The sequence below is a fragment of the Paenibacillus sp. M2 genome, assembly GCF_046713495.1.
Lineage (GTDB): Bacteria > Bacillota > Bacilli > Paenibacillales > Paenibacillaceae > Paenibacillus > Paenibacillus amylolyticus_B.
In genome coordinates this window covers 674,761-692,753 of the sequence record NZ_CP169648.1, presented here as the reverse complement: position 1 = coordinate 692,753, position 17,993 = coordinate 674,761, and the positions used below count along the sequence as shown (strand labels likewise).

Sequence of the window (17,993 nt, the reverse complement as noted above, 5' to 3'; positions counted from 1 at the left end):
TCACTTGCGGTCTAAACGGCCTGGACAACCTGGACCTGCTCTGGCTTGTCTCCTTTGCTTCCCTCTCCCGACTTCTTCACCCATTCCACCTGTTGAGCACCCGCTTGTGATTTCGTAAAGGAGACGACGCAAACGGTCCTTTTCCGGATTTCTCCATTGCTCATCCTTGTGTTCCATTGCTTCGCTCCTCCCATTGTTTTTGTACCTTCTCCTTACCTCGGGATAGTCTGGATTTTACTGTGCCTGAGCTGATTTTCAACATCTCAGCAATCTCACTCGTCGTAAGATCATATTTCAAATTCAGCAAAAGAATCTCCCGGAACTTCTTTGGCAACGCCAGAACAATATCCCAGATTTCATGGATATGCTCCTTACGCATCACTTCCATCTCGGCCGAAGGATGTGCAGGCTGCTCTGCAATCATGACTTTTTGGCTCGAACCCCACGCTCTGTCTCAATGGGTAACGTCTCTCCCCACAGACTGCTACGAAAAATCTGGATTTTTCGAGAGTGTAAAAAGTGGTGTTTCTAGTAATCGTCAACAGCCAGGTTTTCAATGAAGAAATCTCCACGATAATGAGCGATCCCCGAGTACGCCCGAATAAATACCCTGTGATTGGTTCATCTGCCTGTTCAAGCATTTGGTCAGAAATAAGCGTAATTCCACACATCGTTTCCGTAGTCATCCATCATGCGTTGCCATGTAATTGTCTATAGTCTGAGCCTGTGCCAGTAATTGATCATCCAACTGTTGTTCACCTCACTTAATATGACTGAGTCTAATGTGGTTTGGTTCCCTTTTGAATATTTCTTATTATTGTAGCAAAAAAACAGCATGTTCAATATCACTGAACACACTGATCCTTCAAGTTTGCTTAGTTAGAAATCTTATTGAAAGTTTTTAGTGAACGCTCCACTTTCAGTTTCTTTCGCGCCTTGGGTCTAACGCGGACGGCTTCATCGTTATACTTTAACCGCAGCAATCATCAAAAAACATAGGTCTCCGATTCTCTGCCCCTCATGCCTGGAACCTGTTCGATCATCTCTGGTGATGGTTTGGATTCAGCCACCTTTTGAATAGCAAACCCTAATGAGTTCATTTATATGTGTTGCCATTGTGCGTTATGATATTTGACCACGTCCTGATTCAGAAAGTTCGCCACACGTTTCCCTTCATCGTGGTAATCATCCACGGCCAGTGCAGGATCTCACCTTCGGGTCCGTAATTGCAATCCTGCGCAGCGCGAGCGGTGAAGATGGGATGTGCCTGGAGGATAGTACAAATGTGCCCTCTTCTACGAGACAATCATTGATCTTTAGCGTACACCGTATCTAATCTTTCAATATAATGCAAGGCAAAGGACCGATCACAACGTCGAATTGCCCCGCAGTAAAATCAATATCTTCAATCGCCAGCTGCTTGTACTGGATCTGCGGGTCGTCCGTCATTTCACGAGCACGCTGAAGCATAGCTTCTTCAGACAAATCTACACCGATCACTGAACTCGCTTGTTGTCTACACGCATACCGGCAATGCCACCAAAACCACATCCCAAATCCAGCACACGCTTGTCCTTCAAATCAGGCAAAAGAGTCTGCAGTTCATGCCACTCCCCGCTGCATCCAGCCCTTGAACGGAACGAGCCATCTTACTGTATTTATTAAAAAAAACTCAGCTTCATCGTATTTATTTTGTTTCATCAAGAGATTCCTCCCGCCGCCTTATAAATATCCACCTACTTACCACATAAACGATATTTAAACGCAAAAAGTTGCCAAGAGAATTCATGGCGTGTTATCATACAGAACGAACGTTCAGTATTATTAAATACAGAATGAACATTCAGTTTACTAACGGAGGTCATTATGAAGATGAATTGGATGTATCCATTGGAAGGGCAATCTGTAGGCAAAGCTTTTATAAGCTACCTCGTGCCTTCTGTATTGGGGATGCCGAAGCTGTTTTTCTTAATTTTATTATCGTGACGGCATTATGGTAGGACACAAACTGGGTTCTACCGCGATGGCCGGGATCGGCATTGCCTCACCTGTCTACACGCTTTTTGTTGCCATGTCGCTATGGATTGGCATGGGCGGGCACGTTGTACTCCAACGCTAAGGGTAGTACATCACATCAGCCAAAACAAATTTTCACCAAATCCATTATGCTGATTATGCTAGTTACGATAGCCATTGGATATACTGCATTTACGTTCAAAGAAAAGCTGGTATACTCCCTCGGTGCTAACGCCGAGACCTTCTCCTGCTTGCTGACCATAAAGTGAATACCATGTTGTTGTTCGGGTTTGTTTTCACCATTGAGAATGCACTCTGTTTTTGTACGAAATGATGGGAACCCCCCAACACGTCCATGTACGCTCAGATTACGTTTGCTGTAGCTAAATATCATCATCAATTATATAACCTTGTGGCAATGAATGTACGCGGTGTGGCCCTCGGTACACTAATCGTATCGGCGTCTCTTGCGCTAATTGTCCATAAGACCATTTTTTCAAAAACAAGTAATCTCACGTTCACCGGTTCAAATGGAACAACAAACTGCTGGCTTCCCTTCTACTCATTGGTTTCCCCAGCTTGGCCGAACTTGGAAGTATCGGTCTTCTCTGTCTCTCACAATATCTCCATGGACCCCATTGCGGGCACGGATGGTGTAGCATCCTTTACCGTATTGAACTATATTCACGGAAAATGTTAGCGTTCCTGGTCTGGCGTCATGCCCAACTCTAATCAGCTATTATCACGGTGCCAATCAGATTAAACGGGTACAACAAACGATACGGTTAGCCACCAAAACGGCTCTCGCATCCGGTCTATTGTTATTGCTTGTCGTTCAGATCGGTGCACTCCTATTTCAAAATCTTTGGAATCCTCACTAGAAATGCAATGATAATGCCGTTTACGGATTACGTATAGCTTCACATTTCAAGTTTCCGCGCGTGTGTTTAAGGGAAGACCCCGCTTTTGAGCATCCATTTCCACCTGTTGGTAATGCCAAATACATTTGGATCACAGCTGCTATGGAGATGATCATCATGATTTGGTGCTGATTGCAGTCCCTGCCTTCATTCTTTGGTGTCACGGGTGTCTGGCTTGCCGTACCGCTGTCCGAAATGCGGTTTCAAACTACGTACTATAGAAACGTTCCTTGCCGGAGCGAATCAACGCGTCGCAGTCTGAATAACGTTAACAGATACGATAGTGGTATCTGATAGACGATAAATGGAACGTTATAAATTGTGTGTAGACTTTATAAATTATCTAACAAAAACCATAAACAAGCCCTGCACGATCCAAAGATCGGGCAGGGCTTGCTTTTATCCTAAACTAGATTACGTATATCAAATCACTATTGCTATTCGTTGTTGCGTTCGCAATTTCCTTAGGGGTAGCTATGCTCCCTTTCCATTGGCTGAAGGTTGGGGCAGGTGGCGCCTAGCAACGGCTGTACTGCATCCTTGAGAGCTTCTATGTGCAATCTGCTCCTCACCCCGGTTGATCTGCTGTTCAAGCTGTTTGGTCTTTTGTCTCCTTCGTCTTCTCATCGTCCTTGCTGGACCGTATCACTTTCTCCAGTTGAGCCCAAGCTTCGTCTTTTGTTTCTCTAAACTACTTGAATTGTCCGAACCTAAAGATGGCATCCCAACGTACGTTAACTTCTACTGAAAGTTATTGAACAAGCTAGATTCAGAAGTTGATCATCTGAAGCATACCTACCAGCATTAATAGTCTGATCAATAATATTGAACGAAAGTCTTCATATAAGTGATGGATTTTAAATCCGTCTCATTCCTGTAAAGCTAGTTGTTTGCCAGTATAAAATAAAATATACAAAAACACACCTCGATATCATCAAGTGTGTTCAGGGATTTACCAAGGGCGTCCTACTCTCCCAGGACCCTGCGTGTCCAAGTACCATCGGCGCTGTAGTGGCTTTAACGGTATTCGTTCGATGGGTACGTGTGGAACCCCTCCGCCATCGCCACCAAACGCATAGCTGTGCTTGCTTCAGAGATCGTTCTCTGAAAACTAGATTCGAAACGAAACATGCGAATTATCACTTGCTATTGGATGCTTCTCCTCGACCGATTAGTAATGGGTCAGCCCCATGCATTGCTGCATCACCCCAGCCTACCTACCCGTCGTCTTCTGGCCCGTTGCAGCATACTGGGAAATCTCATCTTGAGTGGGCTTCACGCTAGATGTTGTAGCGTTTATCCCGGCCCGTACATAGCTACCCAGCGGTGCTCCTGGCGGAACAACTGGTAACAGCGGTACGTCCATCCCGTCCTCTCGTACTAAGGACGCCCTTCAAATTTCCTACGCCCACGACAGATAGGGACCGAACTGTCTCACGACGTTCTTAACCCGCCGCGTACCGCTTAATGGGCGAACAGCCCAACCCTTGGGACCTACTTCAGCCCCAGGATGCGATGAGCCGACACGAGGTGCCAAACCTCCCCGCCGATGCGGGACTTTGGGAGACAAGCCTGCGTCCCCAGGTAAGCTGGCCCGTTGAGCGATGGCCCTTCCATGTGTGGTACCACCGCTGGATCACGGCTCGATTCGTCCCCTTTTTCGACTTGTGGGGTCTCGCAGTCAAGCTCCCTATGCCTTTGCACTCTTCGAACATTTCCAACCATTCTGAGGGGAACCTTGGGCGCCTCTGCATTTTTAGGAGGCGATCCAACCCCAGTCAACCGTCTACCTGACACTGTCCCCGCACCGGATTACGTGGTACCAGGTTAGAACCTAGATACGCATCAGGTGGTATCCCAACGTTGCTCTCCACGCAGCTGGCATATGCCTCTCACGTGTTTCAAAGGTTCCCACCTATCCTGTACAGATCGTACCCACCAATACAAGTAGTAAAGTTCATAGTCTTTCCGTTCGAATGCGGGTAACCTGCATCTTCATAGAAGAAAATTTCACCGATCTTCGTTGAGACAGCGCCCAAGTCGTTACGCCATTCGTGTATTGAATCATCGACAAGGAATTTGCTAATGACCGTTATAGTTACACAAAGCGTTTACTGGGGCTTCGGTTCACAGCTTCGGATTGCCCCAACCACTCCCCTTAACCTTCCAGCACTGGCAGCATGTCAGCTCAGACACTGCCTTATGGCTTCGCACATTGACTCCAAGCTAAGTAACAGTCGCTTGGGCTTTTTTTACACGTGGCCCCTCAGCAGCTCCACACGGCCGGGCACCCCTTCTCCTCCTGAAGTTACGGGGTCATTTTGCCGAGTTCCTTAACGAGAGTTCTTCCAGCAAGCGCTTTAGTAAAATACTCTTCTTCGCTCACCAGTTGGTTTGCGGTAATTGGCACCATCACCGCTTACGAGGGTTGGGCAGGAGATCATGACCTTCGCTACTATAATTTTGTCCTGAATACATGAAGCCCACTACAATGTGATTTTTACCGGTCGCCATTACCCGCCCATCGCTAGACGGATATCCACCAGTCCTGCCAATACCACGGTGTCCCCCATTGCTCATAACGGCTTACGGTGGTACAGGAATTTCTTCGACTCGTTGGTCCTCGACTACGCCTTTCATTTCCCGCCTTAGGTCTGACTTGGCCTTGAGCGGACGAGCCTCCCCTGTGAACCCAGGGGTTTCAAGTGACCGCATTCACTGATCTTTTCTACTTCATAATAAGATGCCCCACTTGCATAATGTCCAGCAGCTCCTTACGGGTACACCCCTTCTCAACCCTTATACAACGCTCCCTACCCTGATGAAGAAGGCATCGTGCTTTCATAGCTTCAGGTGGTGTTTAGCCCCGTTACATTTAAAAGCAGCCTGACCATGAGCTATTACGCACTCTTTCAATGGTGGCTGCTTCTAAGCCAACATCCCTTGGCTGTCTGCAACTCCACATCCTTTTCCCACTAACACACACTTGGGGACTCAGCTGATGGTCTTCCGCTGTTTCCTTTGACAACATCTGCATCAATAATTCCCTGGAAGTAAGTCTATGGCATTCGGAGTTTGACTGAGCTTGGTAACCCCTTGCGGGCCCCACCCAACTGCGCTCTACCTCCACGACTCTGTTTTCCGAGGCTAGCCCTAAAGCTATTCTTCGGGAGAACCAGAACACTTGTTTGATTAACTCTCCGCTACACCTCATCCCCGCATTTTTCAACATGTGCGTGTGGGTTCGGGCCTCCAGTGCGTGTGTTACCGCACCTTCACCCTGACAGGGGTAGATCACCCGGTTTCGGGTCTACGTCCAGCTGCACGAGTCGTCATTCAGACTCGCTTTCGCTGCGGCTCCGGCTCTTCACCTTTAACCTCGCACGGGAACGTAACCTTTTCGCTGTTCATTCTACAAAAGGCAATGCCATCACCCCAAAACGGGCTCTGATCTTTTGTAAGCACACGGTTTCAGGTTCTGGCTTCACTCCCCTTCCGGGGTGCTTTTCACCTTTCCCTCACGGTACTGCTTCACTATCGGTCGCTAGGAAGCATTTAGCCTTGGCAGATGGCCTCGCCGGATTCATGGGGTTTCACGCCCTGCACTACTCGGGATCCGTCTCGAGGGAACAGACTTTCAACTACAGGGCTTTCACTCCTCTTTCGGCGGCCTTTCCAGACCTCTTCGCTTAACCGGTTCCTTTGTAACTCCATGTGAGACGTCCCACAACCCCAAAGAGCAAGCTCGGGTTTGGGCTTCTCCGCGTTCGCTCCTGCCTGACGGAATCACTATTGTTTTCTCTTCCCCAGGGAAATTTCTAGGATGTTTGAGCCCTGGTATGCCTCTGCACAACGCAGGTATTCAGTTGTGAGGTTCTGAAATTACCCCAGCTGGGTTTCCCTGATCAAAGCTTGCTTACAGCTCCCCGAGGCAGTTTCGTTATATCACACGTCCTTCATCGGCTCCTAGCGCCCAGGCATCCTCCGTGTGCTCTAGTGCTTAACCTCGTGCTCCGGTTTCGACTGCTCGCTTCATTGTTTTGCTTGCGCAAAGCCAAAGTTCTGGTCCGATACCATCGTACGTGCAATTCACCGTTTTTTATTGAAACTTGTTTAACACAAGTTCAGCTAAAAAGGAATGTCTTCAATTAAGTTTGTTTCGTTTCGATATCTAGCTTTCAAAGAACAAGCTCCATGCAAAAAGCAAAGCCGCAGCCGAGAGTTTGAGCTCTCAAAAACTGAGCAACGAGTATTAAAAAGCTTTACGAAGTAAGCTCGCCGAAGCATGCTTCTGAAGACTTATATTTGAATGTTTCCGTTGCAGGAAACGATTCTCCATAGAAAGGAGGTGATCCAGCCGCACCTTCCGATACGGCTACCTTGTTACGACTTCACCCCAATCATCTATCCCACCTTCGGCGGCTGGCCTCAGTGGTTACCCCACCGACTTCGGGTGTTATAAACTCTCGTGGTGCAGATTTCGGCGGTGTGTACAAGACCCGGGAACGTATTCACCGCGGCATGCTGATCCGCGATTACTGTACCTGACTTCATGCAGGCGAAGCTGCCCGCATCCGAACTGAGACCGTTCTTATAGCGATTGGCCCATCTCTTGATTTAAAGCCCGTTGTACCGGCCATTGTAGTACGTGTAGCCCAGGTCATAAGGGGGCATGATGATTTGACGTCATCCCCACCTTCCTCCGGCTTGTCACCGGCAGTCTATCTAGAGTGCCCACCCGAAGTGCTGGCAACTAAATATAACGGTTGCGCTCGTTGCGGGACTTAACCCAACATCTCACGACACGAGCTGACGACAACCATGTACCACCTGTCTCCTCTGTCTCAGCGAAAGGTACATTCCCTACCGTCAGAGGGATGTCAAGACCTGGTAAGGTTCTTCGCGTTGCTTCGAATTAAACCACATACTCCACTGCTTGTGTGCGGGTCCCCGTCAATTCCTTTGAGTTTCAGTCTTGCGACCGTACTCCCCAGGCGGAGTGCTAATGTGTTAATCTCGGGCACTAAGGGTATCGAAACCCCTAACACCTAGCACTCATCGTTTACGGCGTGGACTACCAGGGTATCTAATCCTGTTCTGTTCCCCCACGCTTTCGCGCCTCAGCGTCAGTTACAGCCCAGAGAGGTCGCTCTTCGCCACTGGTGCTCCTCCACATATCTACGCATTTCACTACAAGCACGTGGAATTCACTCTCCTCTTCTGCACTCAAGTCACCCAGTTTCCAGTGCGATCCGGGTTGAGCCCCGGGATTAAACACCAGACCTAAATGACCGCCTGCGCGCGCTTTACGCCCAATACAGCGCTGGACAACGCTTGCTCCCTACGTATTACCGCGGCTGCTGGCACGTAGTTAGCCGGGGCTTTCTTCTCAGGTACCGTCACCTTGAGAGCAGTTACCTCCAGCGTTCTTCCCTGGCAACAGAGCTTTACGATCCGGAAACCTTCATCACTCACGCGGCATTGCTCCGTCAAAGCTCGGCTCATTGCGGAAGATTCCCTACTGTCGCCTCCTCCCGTAGAGTTCGGGCCGTGTCTCAGTCCCAGTGTGGCCGATCACCCTCTCAGTCGGCCACTCATCGCCTTGGTGAGCCATTAACACCCCACCAACTAGCCAATGCGCCGCAGGCCCATCCCCAAGTGACAGATTATTCTTCCAGTTTCCTTCAGGCGAAGAAAACAAATTATTCCGTATTAGCTACCGTTTCCGGTAGTTGTCCCAAACTTGAGGGCAGGTTGCCTACGTGTTACTCGTCCGCCGCTAAGTATCAAGGAAGCCGCCCCCATCAACCCGCCGACTTGCATGTATTAGGCATGCCGCCAGCGTTCGTCTGAGCCAGATCAAACTCTCCAATAAAAGTATATTGAAAAGAGCGATAAGCTCATTTTGAATCTGACGAGATTAAAAATCTCATTGTGCTCCAGTCGATCCAAGCCAAGCGTTTGTTTCAACTTTCGCGTTCATTCTGCAAGCAGAATGTTTACTCACTTCAGCTGTTCAGTTTTCAAAGATCAAACTTGTTTCGCTACCGAAAGTTGTTCTCTTCAGCAACTCTTATATAATATCATGTCCGAACCAACTTTGCAAGCTCTTTTTTTAAGTTTCTTTCGAAGCTTATTTCAACCGCTTGCCCCACCGTGTATCTCGTGTTTTTTTCGGCCAGAAATATAATATACCATGTAGAACACACACTTGTAAAGAGTTAATTTCAAAACATATCAAAACCACGATCTAACCATATTAAGGACCTTCAACCTACCATAACTCTTAAGTTGAATTGTATTATCCTGCAGCTTAATCTTATTTATTCAATCTGTCTTTCTTCTATATATAAGAAGGCAACCCTCTCAACTCTCATATTCGAGACGAAAGGGTTACCTTCTATAGTAATCTATATTTATTTCCGTTCTACTTTATATCCTTTATCCTCAAGCAGTTTCACGATGCCGTGATCACCCAGGTAGTGTGCCGCGCCAACAACAATGAAGTACTCCTCGCCTTTGCCGTTTTTCAAGTAACCATCAATTTTGTCCGCCATACCAATGTTACGATCAACCAGCATTGCTTTGTTATATTCCTCATTAGTGGAGAAGCTGTTTGTCAGTTCAAGTAATTGCTCGTCATTACCCGTTTTCCACATCTCAGCCATTTCTTTCACACTGTTATCCAATACGTCGAAGTTTTCGATTGTCGCTTTAAGTGTTTCCTCTTGTGTTTCTTTGGAAAAGTCGTTAAACATGCCAAGTTGAGATTGATAACTCTCCAACTCAATAACTGGAAGTTTTCGCTCGATCGCTTTCTGGATGAAATACAGATCCACTCCTGCTGACGCTTCGTATCCTGCCGTTGTGGACTTCAAACTTGCAAGTGTGCTCTCTACTACCCAAGGCTTAAACGCATCCAAGGCGTTAGACTCGAGACCATTTTTCATCAATACATCACCCAGCTTAGTATACGTTTCACTGGAAATATGATCTTTCAATGTTGTTCCATCCTGATACGAGCCCAGACTTAGAACTAACTTTTGCTGCTCTTCGTCAGCGGCTTTGCTAATATCAATCTCTACCCCGAGATAGTCAGCTTCCGCAAAGGCTTCTTCAAACTCCGGACGTAATGGATAAAAGCTCTCATCAGCAATATGCATGGACCCTACCAGATATACCGTGTTTCCATTACTCTCCACTTCCCACATAAAGCCGCGTCCACCGGTTTGAGCAGTTTCGCTTGCTCCGCCCTTGGATACCAACAGTACTGTGCGCGTTGCAGCATCCCAGCGTACTTCATAACCCGCTGCATCACCAACGATGCGAATCGGTGCATACGTTACACCGTTGATGCGCGTAAGTTTACTTTTGAGTGTAATTGTTTTACCATCTACTACAGCCGTGATCGTATCATCTGTCGCAGTTGTTAGCTTCACGTCCATAGCATCCAACGTAGTCCGCAGTGGAACTAATGTTGTACCTTTCTCCAGGATCGGTGCTCCTGTAGCATATTTCACCGCATGATCATTGACCTTTACGGAAGTTCCCTGAGGAGCTGCCATTGCCGGTACCGCAGATGCGAGCAAACCTACCGAGATTGTAAGAGATAATAGCGTGCGTTTCCAATTCTTCATATTATGTATTCTCCTTTATTGAATATAGTTGCCAATCATTTTGATAGAATGGACATACTTAGATACTACGGATAAAGGTGGAAATGGTGCCACCCATCTTTAGAGTAGCACCTGTTTTTTGTTTATTTTTTCATTACTTTTTGCTGCCAGCCATCCAGAGACCTACAGCTGCAAAAATAGCTCCAGCTCCCATCATCGCCCCTTGAACTGCGTCCTTCACTACAGAACCTTCTCCACTTATGACTGATGCTAACAACAGAACAACTACTCCTGTGCTCATTAACTTATAAGACTTTGTATTTAATTGATTAATCATATTTAATCCCCTCCACATATGTGCTTTGTTTTTTTATAGTTGTAATGGATCAATGTAAGAAACCTATATTTCCATTAAAAAATCAATGCGTAGCGTCGTCGTAGAACTGAATAAACTATATTAGATCTTATAAGCCTTCATGGCCTTAAACAATTCCTTAAAGGTCGGACGTTTACCGTACATCAGCACACCTGTGCGATAGATTTTGGCTGCAAGCCATCCGAAGATGATAATGGATACAATGAGAATCGCTAAGGACGTTAGAATCTCCCAAGTTGGCGCAACTCCTGCGCCGATTCGAACCAGAATCGCGGTCGGCGACGTGAATGGAATGAAGCTTGCGATTTTCAACAACAGAATGTTCGGTGTAGAAATACTGAAGATCGCAATATAGAAGGAAACAAGCGACAACATCGTAATCGGCAGAACAGCCTGACCGAGTTCTTCCGTACGGCTTACCATTGAGCCAATGGCAGCGAACAACACGGCATACAGGAAGTAGCCCAGAATGTAGAATATGAGTCCATACACAATAACCGCAATATTCACATCACTCAGATTCATATTGAAATCACCTAACACTGCACGGTTATGCGGTAGTAAGATATTTCCGGCAACCACCGCTCCGAAGATCCCGATTTGCAGCATGCCCACCATGAAAATACCGATGATTTTACCAAACATCTGACTGAGCGGGGATACACTCGTAATGAGAATCTCCATAATACGCGAGCTCTTCTCAGCTGTGATCTCAGAGGCAATCATGTTACCTGTCATCATCGTTGAGGTAAACAGCAAGATGATCAGCAAGTACACCACAATATAGTTAATCGGGCTCATTGCACCTTCAGACTCAGTACCTGCTCCGCTCTCATCCGTACTCAAACTTTGCTCGGTGAGCTTCACAGGTGTTGTAATCAGTTCCTTCTGCTCCGCTGTGAGTACATCCTTCACAACCACATCCAGCTTCACACTTTGCAAAGCAGCTTCAATGGATGCAATGATCTGAGGTGATACGTCTTCTGCTGAATATAGAATGGGCTGCGGGAACTCTTGCCCGGAAACAGCTTCAAACTTCAGATAACCATCGGTAAGTCCTGCTTCCACATCCGCCGCAAGAGCAGCTTCATCTTTGTCACCACTGGCAATGAATCGATAGGCCTGATCTCCTTGAGCCGCAGAGAAACTCTCCAGTTTCTCCGAAACTTCAGGCTGCCCTGTACTCAGAAGACCGATATTTACAGGATTGCTGCTGGAAGCTCCGCCAATGGGACCCCCGTTGAATAAAGTAATGAAATACGGAACATTGAGTCCGATTGAAATTAAAAGTGCAAGTACAATGGTCGTTACCATGAATGATTTCGTTTTAACTTTGTTTTTGAATGTAAAACCCGTAATCGTTCCCATTTTATTCATTCGACTCACCTACCTCACGAATAAAGATTTGGTTAAGCGTTGGTTCCTTCAGTTCAAAGTGTTCCACTGTCGTCTGAGTCATGGCTGTTCTCAGAATCTCTTGAGCCGCTTCCACCTGATTAATATGTATCAGGTACCCACGCTCATTCCGCTCGACTTTCTTCACACCAGACAACTGTTCGAGTCCTTCCACACTACCAATCGTACCCAGGAATACCTGTTCACGCGGATACCGGCTCTTGATTTCCTTGATCTCTCCTTGAACCACCGTGTTGGAACGATGCAGAATGGTGATCTGACGACACAACTCTTCAACGTGCTCCATACGGTGTGTTGAGAACAGAATGGCCGTACCTTCGTCACGCAATTCTTTGACGGTGGACTTGAGTAATTCCACGTTCACAGGATCCAGTCCACTGAACGCTTCATCCAGAATGAGAATCTGCGGTCTATGCACTACGGCTGCGATAAAGCCCATTTTCTGCTGATTGCCTTTGGACAACTCCTCGATCTTCTTATCGTAATACTCAGGTACCTCAAACCGATTCAGCCAGTACTTGAGACTCTGATCTGCGTCCTTACCATTCATGCCACGAAGTCGTGCCAGGTAATTAATCTGTTCGCTGACTTTCACCTTCGGGTACAATCCGCGCTCTTCCGGAAGATAACCCATAATCTGTTGCAGCTCCGTATTATAGGGCTTGCCGTTGTACAGGATATTCCCTCCGTCAGGGTGAATCAGTCCAAGCACCATACGCATTGTTGTTGTTTTACCTGCACCATTGGCTCCGAGCAGTCCGTAAATCTCCCCCTCTTTTACATTGAGCGTGACTCCATTAACGGCTGTTTTGTCTGCATATTGCTTGACGACTTGCTTCAATTCCAATCGGTTCATCATTTATCGTCTCCCTTCGGTTATTTCCACTGTACGGGTGCATACCCGGCAATCCAGAATGCCAGCACTTCATCCAATTCCAAGTTACGGATTTTCAATACCCGGTTATTGGACAGCTCCAGCCTCTCCTGCGCCTCGCTGACCCGGGTTGTAATTACGCGAACCAGACCTCCCTCTTCCAAAGAAGATTCCACAACACCAGGAATACTTTCTGGCCTTAAATCTCCTTCATACCAGACTTCTTTCCACTGATCGAGCACCATATCTTTCTCGGCCATCCCCAGTGACTGACCACGGTGCATCAATACGATGTAATCCGCAAGTCTTTTGACTTCGTCTGCAATATGTGTGGCAATCAGAATCGTGGTGTCTCCCCCCGCCATGAAGGTACGGAACTGCTCAACCATCACTTTCCAGGCAAAGGGGTCCAGTCCTGATGAAGGCTCATCCAAAAGCAATAGTCTTGGGCGAGCTGCAATTGCAGCTGCAATCTCAAATTTTCGCCGTTCTCCCTTTGACATCTTGTTCAGCTTCACATCAATAGGTACTTCCATATCCTGAATCAGTTGGTCGAACAACTTCATATCCCAACGCGGGTACCAGTACGCCCGGAAATGAGCTGCTTCCTGTGCTGTTATCCGGTTCTCTTCTGAACCAGCGTTATCTGCTACAAAACCAATCTGTTGTCTCAGTTCAATGGGAAGTGGCCCATCATGTTCCTGACCAAACCATATAATCTGTCCAGCATCTGGCAGCACCACTTGCTGTAACATGTTAAGAAGGGTGCTTTTGCCTGAACCGTTGTGACCGAGAATAGCGACTATATACCCTTCGGGGATGGTCAGATCAATTGGGCCAATAACTCTGCGTTTTCGCATTTTGGATACGCCGTTCAACTGGATTGCTATGGGTTCCACGTATGAATCACTCCCTTACTTCACGTAAATAGCCTTCAGGACTTCCCGGAACAGGCTCTCCATCTCTTCTTCCGTACAGCCTACCGATTTCCCGGACTGTACCGCTGCCTGCATCGCTTCCTGTGCAGCCTTTAATCTATAATTTTCTCTGTCACCGGCTTCTACCTGGGCCACAAATGTACCTGTCCCCTGCTTCGTACGAAGCAAGCCTTCATTCTCCAGATCCTGATAGACCCGTCTAACCGTAATAACACTGCAATTCAGTGCGCCGGCGAACTCACGAATGGACGGTAAATGTGTTCCCTCCCCCAACTGACCCGTAATTATCAACGATCTTAACTGATTTTCAATTTGGTGGTATAAAGGTTCAGCGCTATTTTCATTAATTTGAATGGGTATTTTCACATCTTGCACCTCGCCCTCCGGTACACTCCAGTCTGTTACCTGACCGTGCCGGTTTCATCCTGTATTCGTACATAAGCTCAATTCTCATTTTAATTCAAATCCCGATGAACCAACTTCTTCAGCGTAAAACGACTAAACAGCCATAATACCGCTACACCAGTCACCAGAGAAATCCACATGATCGGGGAAAGCAGCCCCCATGATTTACTTGCATCCATCACCATTCGAAAGCCGTAACTGCCTGACATTCGAATCAATAAGGATATGCCAATCGCAATGGGTACAAAAAGTGTACTGAGAACCAAGTATTTCTTGCCACTGTTCAGAAACTCTCCATAAATATATAATCCCGTTACCAAAAGTCCATAACCTGTACAGGTCAAGCTAAAAGCCAGATATTGATCCCATCGGAATCCTTCGGTATGAAGGTTAACCACGTATAACGATCCGTAGAAAAAGATCCCATTGTACGTAAACGCCATCAGAGACTGCTGTAGCCTGGACCACATCACCACTTGTTCAGGGATCGGAATTCTTCGATAGTAGGCCAACATCTGCGTATAGGAATCCTCCTGTATGTAACGGAAGGAGCGCCTGCAGAACATGAATCCTTGAAATGGCAACATAATCAAAAAGAAGGAATCCACTACTGGATTAATGAAATCTGTCTGTTGTTGTCCTACTAACATCACACCGCTCATGCCGCCAGTGTATATCATGAATATTGCAGACCATAGCCATTGGAGCTTATCCTTATTCATCTGGCTGCGGGTCAACCACCACGCCTGCTTCCATTCGTTCATATGCATGCCTGCCTTTCACCTGTCATTCACTCATCTTGCGCACTGTGATCACTGTGTTTACTGTATATATCAATATACACAGTATACAGACCGAATTCTGATCCCGTCAACCCCTAATTTTCCTGAATCAGGAAGACGGGATGGGACACAGTACGAATTTACGTTAAAATAAATTATAGTAATGAATCAAAGAAAGGAAGGTTACAGCTATGGATTGGCTGGTAGAGATCGGATTTGTCCTCCTTTTCCTTATCGTCGTAATTTGGTTGGTCCTCCGGGATGAGCCTCATCGTCATTCTGCCAAAAAAGGCAGACACCGCATCCGCCGTAACAACGGTTATACCGACTCTGCTTCGGGATATCCGGTCATTACAGGAGATGACTCCTACGATCGACATTCCAGGCACACACCGGATCACAAACATCATGAGTCGGATTCTTCATCAGACACACATTCTCATCACAACAGCGATAGTGGTAGCAGCAATGACAGCAGTGGGGATAGTGGCGGCGGAGACAGTGGGGGTGGCGGGGATTAAACATCATTCCCCAATCACAAAAGAAGGGCTGTACCCGTTATTGTGTAAACACAATTCGGGTACAGCCCTTTGCCGCTCTCTAGCACCTGTTAGTAGAAGAGGCCTTACGATTAAACGAGGTTATAGCCACTAGGCAGACTGCGATCCCTGCGGATTGCGCGAATCTGAGCCAGCGTTAACCGTTGATTGGTGGAGATCAGGGATTCCACATCATTGCCACGGATCAGATCATCCAAATCTCTCAAGTTGGTGTTGCCTCGGAAGACACGGAATCCACCTTGAAAGTTAGGACGCGTAAACACAACCAGTGTTGCATTGGAACTTGTTGAGAAAAAGCGCAGGCTCTCCACCCCATCCAAAATATTGTCCAGGTTGCGGAGCCCCGTATTGCCACGATAGATGCGGCTTCTCCCTCTGTAGTTCTCTTCTGAATACACGGTAAGACGTGGATACGTTTGACTGACATTGACTGTTTTTTTCATTTTGTTTCCCCCTCTCGAACTCATTCTATGAATGAATGAGAGAGGAAGCGTGGACGAATCATCTACTAGATTCGTCCATTTTCATATTTTTAGAAGGTTATAGTGACGCACGCCCGAGTAGCAGGAGGTTATATCTCTACTTTTATACGCCGAGGATAACTTCCCATACCGGACGTGTATGCCCACCAGGATATAAGAGATATAAAAGAACATACACAACAACACCTGTTAGCGCTGAACCGAACCAGATCATGGACGTGAACTTGCCCCAGCGACGATGTGTTCCGAACTTCTTTTTGAACCCCAGCACCAGTGTGGAGATGCCGAATATCGCTGCCACGGTAGCGAGGATGATATGAAAGATCAGAAATATCCGATAAAAGATCTCCAGATCCGGGTCCCCGCCCCAAGCTGTATTGCCCACGAACACTGTACGAGACATATAGATCACAAAGAAGATTAGAGCTGCAATCGCACCTGCTACCATGGCGGACTGATGAGCCTCACGTTTACCCTGAATAATCAGTACCCATCCAATTCCCACCAGTACTGCACTAATCACAATGAAAGAAGTACTGATCGTTGGTAGCCAAAAATACATATCCATCGTGTGTTCCCCCTCTTGTCAGAACATTACTTCATTATTTGGCAGCCGGATTGAGCGGCCCCCCCTGCGCCCCCTGCAGGATACGAGTCATCATCATCTTCCTGTTTCTCTTTCCGATACCATTGGAAAAAGACATAGGCCAGCATGGAGGCAAAGATTCCTTCCTGAATAAACTTCATTACAATGCCACCGACCTGCTGATCTTCTTTCGCAGAAGACAGGAAGTTAAAGAACGCAGGCCCACCGAATGAGCGAAGTAATGCCGTAGAATCTCCAGACACACAATACCGCATGGCTTCAGCCCATACGGCCGGGTTGCTGTACGTCTGATACAACGGCTCGGCCGCAAAAATAATCAATCCACACGCAGGGGTGAGCAGTACCATATTCAGAAAAATAAAACCGATCTTGGATAACCCCGATGCTTGTCTGCCTTCTGGTAATGGATTTAGCAATGTCCACCACATGAGCATCGAGGTGATGAACAATGCAATATAATACAACCGGTGAACGGTAAAATTCAGCATGACGTAATCATGTACAATCGGTAGGTGATACAGCGAGAACAGCCCGTTAAAGAGCACTGCCGCAACAATTGGATGAGCCAGGAACGATAGTTGGCGTGTAGGCAACCAGCGTACGATTCTGCGCCATACCCAGATCGGCAAACCTTTCATCATCAGCGGCGGGGCTACCAGATAGGAGAACGCCATGCTCACCATGTGGAAGCTAAACATCACGTGACCAAGCAAATTAAATGGTCCAGCTTGAGCCAGATACAGGACAAACAGCCCCGTAATAAACATGATTTTCTGCGCAGCAGTCGCAGATTCTGCATCCTTTATTTGCTCGCTTAACGGTCCCACAAGCACCAAATAAGCCGCAGCAATGATCAGAAATAAAGCCAATATAAGCGGACTCCATAAATCGTTGAAACTAAAATATTGCAACCCGAGCATACGGGAAACCTCCCCGTGACCTGATTTGGTTGTTGCCTTCATTTCGTTGTGAAGATTCATTCGCCACAAAGGGGAAAAGAC

At 47.0% G+C, this 17,993-nt stretch carries 16 protein-coding genes, 2 rRNA genes and 1 pseudogene; 4 read left to right on the top strand and 15 right to left on the bottom strand.

Annotated elements, in window-relative coordinates; all coding sequences use genetic code 11:
- The 3 genes and pseudogenes from ACETMN_RS03260 to ACETMN_RS03250 form a co-directional block, all read right to left on the bottom strand.
- Window positions 1-177: a hypothetical protein gene (locus ACETMN_RS03260; protein WP_411735733.1), complete on the bottom strand. Its 177-nt coding sequence runs from the start codon at window positions 175-177 to the stop codon at window positions 1-3.
- Window positions 161-424 (bottom strand): RNA polymerase sigma factor, encoded by a 264-nt coding sequence (locus ACETMN_RS03255; RefSeq protein ID WP_411735732.1) that lies wholly within the window; start codon window positions 422-424, stop codon window positions 161-163. Before ACETMN_RS03255 ends, ACETMN_RS03260 begins: the two co-directional genes overlap by 17 nt.
- 546 nt (window positions 425-970) lie before the next feature.
- Window positions 971-1,701: pseudogene (locus tag ACETMN_RS03250) on the bottom strand (class I SAM-dependent methyltransferase).
- A gap of 292 nt (window positions 1,702-1,993) precedes the next feature.
- Between ACETMN_RS03250 and ACETMN_RS03245 the strand changes: the two are divergent.
- From ACETMN_RS03245 to ACETMN_RS03235, 3 genes are all read left to right on the top strand, one after another.
- A complete protein-coding gene (locus ACETMN_RS03245) occupies window positions 1,994-2,119 on the top strand; it encodes a hypothetical protein (protein ID WP_411735731.1) in 126 nt (41 codons plus the stop codon).
- Window positions 2,120-2,371: 252 nt separating this feature from the next.
- The gene (locus ACETMN_RS03240; RefSeq protein WP_411735730.1) at window positions 2,372-2,716 is read left to right on the top strand and encodes a hypothetical protein; all 345 of its coding nucleotides are present in this window, start codon (window positions 2,372-2,374) and stop codon (window positions 2,714-2,716) included.
- 760 nt (window positions 2,717-3,476) lie between these two features.
- Window positions 3,477-3,626, top strand: a complete 150-nt coding sequence (locus tag ACETMN_RS03235) for a hypothetical protein (protein WP_411735729.1) — start codon at window positions 3,477-3,479, stop codon at window positions 3,624-3,626.
- A 460-nt stretch (window positions 3,627-4,086) separates the two neighbouring features.
- Here the strand turns inward: ACETMN_RS03235 and ACETMN_RS03230 are convergent.
- From ACETMN_RS03230 to ACETMN_RS03190, 9 genes are all read right to left on the bottom strand, one after another.
- Window positions 4,087-6,944: ribosomal RNA gene (locus tag ACETMN_RS03230) — 23S ribosomal RNA — on the bottom strand.
- A gap of 333 nt (window positions 6,945-7,277) precedes the next feature.
- Window positions 7,278-8,811, bottom strand: a 16S ribosomal RNA gene (locus tag ACETMN_RS03225).
- Together the 16S and 23S rRNA genes form the textbook arrangement of a ribosomal RNA operon.
- Before the next feature lie 541 nt (window positions 8,812-9,352).
- Window positions 9,353-10,573 (bottom strand): TraB/GumN family protein, encoded by a 1,221-nt coding sequence (locus tag ACETMN_RS03220; protein ID WP_091018651.1) that lies wholly within the window; start codon window positions 10,571-10,573, stop codon window positions 9,353-9,355.
- Window positions 10,574-10,706: 133 nt separating this feature from the next.
- A complete protein-coding gene (locus ACETMN_RS03215; protein WP_091018649.1) occupies window positions 10,707-10,889 on the bottom strand; it encodes a hypothetical protein in 183 nt (60 codons plus the stop codon).
- Between the two features lie 120 nt (window positions 10,890-11,009).
- Window positions 11,010-12,305 carry an ABC transporter permease gene (locus ACETMN_RS03210; RefSeq protein ID WP_091018648.1) on the bottom strand — a complete coding sequence of 432 codons (1,296 nt, stop codon included), beginning with the start codon at window positions 12,303-12,305 and terminating at the stop codon, window positions 11,010-11,012.
- The gene (locus ACETMN_RS03205; protein ID WP_091018672.1) at window positions 12,298-13,200 is read right to left on the bottom strand and encodes an ABC transporter ATP-binding protein; all 903 of its coding nucleotides are present in this window, start codon (window positions 13,198-13,200) and stop codon (window positions 12,298-12,300) included. The genes ACETMN_RS03210 and ACETMN_RS03205 overlap by 8 nt, the downstream gene beginning before the upstream one ends.
- 20 nt (window positions 13,201-13,220) lie before the next feature.
- Window positions 13,221-14,117, bottom strand: coding sequence for an ABC transporter ATP-binding protein (locus ACETMN_RS03200; RefSeq protein ID WP_091018646.1), 897 nt, complete (start codon window positions 14,115-14,117; stop codon window positions 13,221-13,223).
- 15 nt (window positions 14,118-14,132) lie between these two features.
- Complete coding sequence (locus tag ACETMN_RS03195) at window positions 14,133-14,522, bottom strand: GntR family transcriptional regulator (RefSeq protein ID WP_036613231.1); 390 nt, start codon at window positions 14,520-14,522, stop codon at window positions 14,133-14,135.
- 89 nt (window positions 14,523-14,611) lie between these two features.
- On the bottom strand, window positions 14,612-15,325 hold the full coding sequence (locus ACETMN_RS03190) for a hypothetical protein (protein WP_143786554.1): 714 nt from the start codon (window positions 15,323-15,325) through the stop codon (window positions 14,612-14,614).
- A 209-nt stretch (window positions 15,326-15,534) separates the two neighbouring features.
- Here ACETMN_RS03190 and ACETMN_RS03185 point away from each other — a divergent pair, with 209 nt between their 5' ends.
- Entirely contained in the window at window positions 15,535-15,864 is a 330-nt protein-coding gene (locus ACETMN_RS03185) for a hypothetical protein (protein WP_091018642.1), read from the top strand.
- Window positions 15,865-15,974: 110 nt separating this feature from the next.
- On the opposite strand, the gene ACETMN_RS03180 is transcribed toward ACETMN_RS03185, so the two are convergent.
- From ACETMN_RS03180 to ctaG, 3 genes are all read right to left on the bottom strand, one after another.
- Window positions 15,975-16,346: a hypothetical protein gene (locus ACETMN_RS03180; protein ID WP_036613171.1), complete on the bottom strand. Its 372-nt coding sequence runs from the start codon at window positions 16,344-16,346 to the stop codon at window positions 15,975-15,977.
- Window positions 16,347-16,488: 142 nt separating this feature from the next.
- Window positions 16,489-16,953 (bottom strand): DUF420 domain-containing protein, encoded by a 465-nt coding sequence (locus tag ACETMN_RS03175; RefSeq protein ID WP_105601398.1) that lies wholly within the window; start codon window positions 16,951-16,953, stop codon window positions 16,489-16,491.
- A 26-nt stretch (window positions 16,954-16,979) separates the two neighbouring features.
- Window positions 16,980-17,912, bottom strand: coding sequence for a cytochrome c oxidase assembly factor CtaG (gene ctaG, locus ACETMN_RS03170; RefSeq protein WP_091018638.1), 933 nt, complete (start codon window positions 17,910-17,912; stop codon window positions 16,980-16,982).
- Window positions 17,913-17,993 lie beyond the last annotated feature (81 nt).

What these genes read in the sequence shown, in the direction of transcription:
- ACETMN_RS03260 (WP_411735733.1), bottom strand. Translation starts at nt 177, where the DNA reads ATGGAACACAAGGATGAGCAATGGAGAAATCCGGAAAAGGACCGTTTG.
- ACETMN_RS03255 (WP_411735732.1), bottom strand. Translation starts at nt 424, where the DNA reads ATGATTGCAGAGCAGCCTGCACATCCTTCGGCCGAGATGGAAGTGATG.
- ACETMN_RS03245 (WP_411735731.1), top strand. Translation starts at nt 1,994, where the DNA reads ATGGTAGGACACAAACTGGGTTCTACCGCGATGGCCGGGATCGGCATT.
- ACETMN_RS03240 (WP_411735730.1), top strand. Translation starts at nt 2,372, where the DNA reads ATGTACGCTCAGATTACGTTTGCTGTAGCTAAATATCATCATCAATTA.
- ACETMN_RS03220 (WP_091018651.1), bottom strand. Translation starts at nt 10,573, where the DNA reads ATGAAGAATTGGAAACGCACGCTATTATCTCTTACAATCTCGGTAGGT.
- ACETMN_RS03215 (WP_091018649.1), bottom strand. Translation starts at nt 10,889, where the DNA reads ATGATTAATCAATTAAATACAAAGTCTTATAAGTTAATGAGCACAGGA.
- ACETMN_RS03210 (WP_091018648.1), bottom strand. Translation starts at nt 12,305, where the DNA reads ATGAATAAAATGGGAACGATTACGGGTTTTACATTCAAAAACAAAGTT.
- ACETMN_RS03205 (WP_091018672.1), bottom strand. Translation starts at nt 13,200, where the DNA reads ATGAACCGATTGGAATTGAAGCAAGTCGTCAAGCAATATGCAGACAAA.
- ACETMN_RS03190 (WP_143786554.1), bottom strand. Translation starts at nt 15,325, where the DNA reads ATGAACGAATGGAAGCAGGCGTGGTGGTTGACCCGCAGCCAGATGAAT.
- ACETMN_RS03185 (WP_091018642.1), top strand. Translation starts at nt 15,535, where the DNA reads ATGGATTGGCTGGTAGAGATCGGATTTGTCCTCCTTTTCCTTATCGTC.
- ACETMN_RS03180 (WP_036613171.1), bottom strand. Translation starts at nt 16,346, where the DNA reads ATGAAAAAAACAGTCAATGTCAGTCAAACGTATCCACGTCTTACCGTG.
- ACETMN_RS03175 (WP_105601398.1), bottom strand. Translation starts at nt 16,953, where the DNA reads ATGGATATGTATTTTTGGCTACCAACGATCAGTACTTCTTTCATTGTG.
- ctaG (WP_091018638.1), bottom strand. Translation starts at nt 17,912, where the DNA reads ATGCTCGGGTTGCAATATTTTAGTTTCAACGATTTATGGAGTCCGCTT.